Here is a 4,415-nt window from a genome sequence, read left to right as displayed (position 1 = left end):
GAAATGGTCATGCCGGGCGACAATATCGAAATGAATGTCGAACTGATCGTACCGATCGCCATGGAAGAGAAGCTCCGCTTCGCTATCCGTGAAGGTGGCCGCACCGTCGGCGCCGGCGTCGTGTCGAAGATCATCGAATAGTCGCACGCGACATCGACACATGAATGCGGCGCGCTCCACCCGGAGCGCGCCGTTTTCTTTTGGTGGTTGCCGGACGGCCCGGCTGACGGCTCGTCTGGACAGGCCCGGATCGGCTGGATAGGTGTTTTCACTCCATTTGTTACAGCTGGTGTGAACCCATGGCCGAACCGCTCAATCTTCGCCTCAATTCGGCGCTGGATCCGCAAGAATGGGCGCGCAAATACGCCGAGAACCCACTCGTCCAGATCCCGGATATTCTCGAACCGGCCCTGGCCGAACAGGTCAGCGCTATCCTGCGGGACACGCTGACCTGGCGCCTTGTCTTTCCCGAACCCGGACCTGCGGGAGACGGGGAGGAAGTCGTCGTTCAACTGACCCAGCAGGATGTCCAGCGCATGGGGCGTGAGGCCGTGTCCGCCGCGATCGGGGGCGTCATGCAGCGGGCCCGCAAGAATTACGGCTATCTCTATGACAGCTACCCGATGATCCAGGCCTACACCTCGCACTGGGATCCGGGTCATCCGATCCACCGGGTCACGGAATTCCTGAACTCGCGTGAATTCCTGGATTTCGGGCAGATTGTCACCGGCGCGCCCGTGGTGACCAAGGCTGACGCCCAGGCGACACGCTATACGCGCGGCCATTTCCTGACCCGGCATGTCGATGAGGGCCATGATCAGGAACGCGTGGCCGCCTATACGTTTGGCTTCACGCGCAATTGGCAGCCGGACTGGGGCGGGCTCTTGATGCTGATCGAGGAGGGAATGGACGTCTCGCGTGCTTTCCTCCCGCGCTTCAACATGCTGTCGATCTTTGACGGCCGCCGGCTGCACGCTGTCAGCCCGGTCTCGCCCTTCGCTGGGGATGCCCGCTACCAGATCACCGGCTGGTTCCGCAATGACCCGGCCTCCGGCGGTTCGGCCTGATGGTCGCGGACCCCAGACTGGCCCAGGCCCGCGAACTGCGCCTGCAGGACGCTTTCGACCAGGCGCGTGCGCTGTGTCATGCGGTGCTCGAAGAGCGCGCTGACGACGCAGAAGCGATGGGCTTGCTGGGGATTTGCGACATTGAGTGCGGGAATGTTGCAGCAGGTCGGGCATGGCTCGACAAGGCGGAAGCCGCCGATGGCAATAATGCCTCGGTCCAGCTGTACCGCTCGGTGCAATTCGAGGCCGAAGGCAATGCCAAGGCGGCCCTCGATGCAGCCCGGCGCGCGAGCGAGTGCGATGCGACGCGGTTTGATATCTGGGGACGTCTCGGTGATCTCGCGGGAATTGGCGGCAATCTGGCCTTGGCCGCAGAGTGTTTCGAGACGGCGCTGAAGGCCGAGGATGACCATCCGGCCCGGGCCAGTGTCGCCTTGCGGTTGGCAGGCCTGGAACTGCGCCTCGGCCGGACCGATGCGGCTGACGCAGCGCTGAAGATTACCGAGACGGCTTTTGGCGGCGCCCTGCCGGCGGAAGGCCTGGCCATCCGGGCCGCGGTTGCGCGTAACCGGGCGGACTGGCCACGTCTGCGGGATGTCGCCCAGGACTGGCTGGATATCGTCCCGGACGACAATGATGCGCGCGGCGCTCTGGCACAGGCCCTGTCCCAGCTGGGGTATTACCGCCGGGCCATCGAGATTTTCCGACCGGTGGTGGCGGAGCGTGGCTCTGACCCGGGTTCGCTCGCCGCGCTGGGGCGGCTCTATCTCGGTGCTCGAGACACGGACACGGCCCGTGAGGCTTTCGAGGCGGCTCTGGCGGTGGATCCCAATTCTGCGGACGCGCTGTTCGGCCTGGCCCGAATCGGTAATTTCGCGGGCCGTGTTGACGACGTGGAGACCTATTGCCGCCGTATCCTGGCGGCCCATCCCGGTCATCTCGATGCCTGCGCCTTCCTGGCCGAAACGACCGGTGGGCGTGTCGAGGATCCGGAACTGGCCGTCCTGGAAGCGGCCCGCGAGGATCACGAATTGCCGGCCGATCGTCGGGCGATTTCCCTGTTCGCGCTGGGCGATGTCTATCACCGGCGCAAACGCCGCGCAGACGCGTTTGCAACCTGGACGCTCGCCAATGAGGCCAAGTGGCTTCAGCATAATGGCAAGCTGGAATCAGGCTATGACCGGGAAGCCCAGGAAGCCCGCATCGCGCGCCTGTCGGCCCAGTTCGACGGTACGGAAGCGGCCGGCGTGGCAGGCCAGGGCCCGACGCCGATCTTCATTGTCGGGATGCCCCGCTCGGGCACGACACTGCTGGAAGCCGCGATCTCCGCCCATGATGCGGTCGAGCCGTCGGGCGAATTGCCCGCCTTGCCCTTCATTCTCGAGAGATTTGAAACCTGGGCCGCAGAGAATAACTGGCAGGGCGGCCGCATCCCGGACGCGAAGCTGGCCGAGTGGCGGGCCATCTATGTCAAACAGCTCGGCGAGTACGGGCTGGATGGCGCCCAATGGGTAACCGACAAACAGCCCAGCAATTTCCAGTCGGTCGGCCTGATCCGGCAGCTCTTCCCGAACGCACCGGTCATCCATATTCGCCGTCGACCGCTGGAAACCGCCTTCTCGATCTACCGGCGCAATTTCACCCGGCAATGGCCGTTTGCCCATTCGCTGGACGATATCGGCCATTACTACGCCGAGCAGGCGCGCCTGTGTGACCATTGGCGGCAGACCTACCCGCAAACCGTTACGCCGATACAGTATGAGACTTTGGTGACATCCTTCGAGGCGAGCCTGCGGGGCCTGTTCGCACGGATCGGTCTGCCCTGGGACGACAAATGCCTGGAGTTCTACAAGCAGGAACGCCAGATCATGACGTTCAGTGCGATGCAGGTTCGCCGTCCGCCATCGGCTGACCATCTCGATTCAACGACGCCGTATCTTGAATGGCTCGGCGGGTTCGACCCCGCCGTCGAGGCGCTGGGGGTCAATCCCGAGACGGGTGCCTGGCTGGCGGCCGGTGAAGACGGGGAAGCCCGTCTGCCGGGTTCGGTCGAAAGCGGTGCGACGGCATCGGCACCCGGCGAAACGTCAGCACAACCCGGCGGGTTCTGGCAGCGTCTCTTCGGTCGCGGTGAGCGGTCCGGATCATGATGGCGACCCTGCAGCGCGCCGCGGGCCTGCTGCAGGCCGGTCGCTTTGGCGAGGCATTGCCGCTGCTCGATCAGGTCCTGGCTGAGGCGCCCAGTCAGCCGGACGCGCTCATGCTGCGGGCGATGGCGCGTAGCCGGGCAGGCGATGATGCCGGCGCGTTGTCGGATTTCGGCGCCGCTCGCACGCACCATCCGCAATCTCATGCGGTTCTCAATAATCTCGGTAATCACCAACAAAGGGCTGGACGCCTGGATGCGGCCATCGCGGCCTATCGTGCGGCGCTGGAGGCTGCGCCCGACTTCGCCGACGCCCGCCTGAACCTGGCGCTGACCCTCTCCCAGACCGATGACTTCGCGGCCGGGCGTGCAGCGATTGCGGACGTGCTTGCGCGGCAGCCGGGCCAGGTGCTGGCGCTGAACGCTTGGGGCAATCTGGAACGGCGCGCCGGCGAACCGGACGCGGCCCGCAAGGCCTTTGACCAGGCCCTCGAGGCCGACCCGAATGCGGTTCTGCCGCGTATCAATCGTGGCGCGCTTTTCCGCGAGACCGGCGAGCTGGACAAATCCTGTACGGATTTGCGCCAGGCGTGTGCGTTGGCGCCGACCATGGCCGAAGCCCATGCCCAGCTGGGCCACAGCCTCCGGACCCGGCTCGATATCGACGAGGCAGACAAGGCCTATCGGATGGCGCTGTCATTGTCGCCTCAGGATCCCGGCTATCACGCCGATCTGGTTGGCCTGCGCGTCGAAGCCGGGCAGGGGGCGTCAGCCCTGGTCACGCTTCAACAGGCGATCGCCGCGACGGGCGACCCGCGACTGAATGAAGTCCTGGCGCGCGTCCTGTTGCGGTCAGGACAGCCGGTCGCTGCGCGGGCCGCGGCGGACGCGGCCCTGGCGCGTGATCCCGACGCCGTGCAGGCGGCGATGGTGCGCAGTGAATTGGGACTGCGGACCGGCGATCCCGCGGGCGCGCTGGCGGATGCCCGTCTGGCATTCAAGGCCAGTCAGGGGGAGGACTGGGCGGCGCGGCATGTCCTGGCAGAGGCGCTTCTGGTCAATGAGGACTGGTCCGGCGCGGCAGCGGTGCTCGATTGCGACGCTCCGGCAGCGCATTTGCAGAAGCATCTTGCGCTGCAATCGGTGGCCTGGCGCCAGACCGGTGACCCGCGCTACGCGCAGCTGTGCGACTATGACGTCTT

Annotated in this window: 3 protein-coding genes and 1 pseudogene; all 4 read left to right on the top strand. The window is 65.6% G+C overall.

Annotation, left to right across the window (positions count from 1 at the left end):
• A pseudogene (gene tuf, locus QZ266_RS12945) lies at positions 1-141 on the top strand (elongation factor Tu); the annotation flags it as partial.
• A gap of 158 nt (positions 142-299) precedes the next feature.
• Positions 300-1,067: a 2OG-Fe(II) oxygenase family protein gene (locus tag QZ266_RS12940; RefSeq protein ID WP_295695819.1), complete on the top strand. Its 768-nt coding sequence runs from the start codon at positions 300-302 to the stop codon at positions 1,065-1,067.
• On the top strand, positions 1,067-3,217 hold the full coding sequence (locus QZ266_RS12935) for a sulfotransferase (protein WP_295695817.1): 2,151 nt from the start codon (positions 1,067-1,069) through the stop codon (positions 3,215-3,217). The genes QZ266_RS12940 and QZ266_RS12935 overlap by 1 nt, the downstream gene beginning before the upstream one ends.
• A partial coding sequence (locus QZ266_RS12930; RefSeq protein WP_295695816.1) for a tetratricopeptide repeat protein occupies positions 3,214-4,415 on the top strand: 1,202 nt, incomplete at its 3' end. The genes QZ266_RS12935 and QZ266_RS12930, both read left to right, overlap by 4 nt.

The organism is uncultured Maricaulis sp., assembly GCF_905480005.1.
Lineage (GTDB): Bacteria > Pseudomonadota > Alphaproteobacteria > Caulobacterales > Maricaulaceae > Maricaulis.
Note: the sequence above shows the minus strand (reverse complement) of the source record. Positions and strands in the feature narration are given on the sequence as shown.

Bases quoted from the DNA above. Each gene is read 5' to 3' on its own strand.
- QZ266_RS12940 (WP_295695819.1), top strand. From the start codon at position 300: ATGGCCGAACCGCTCAATCTTCGCCTCAATTCGGCGCTGGATCCGCAA.
- QZ266_RS12935 (WP_295695817.1), top strand. From the start codon at position 1,067: ATGGTCGCGGACCCCAGACTGGCCCAGGCCCGCGAACTGCGCCTGCAG.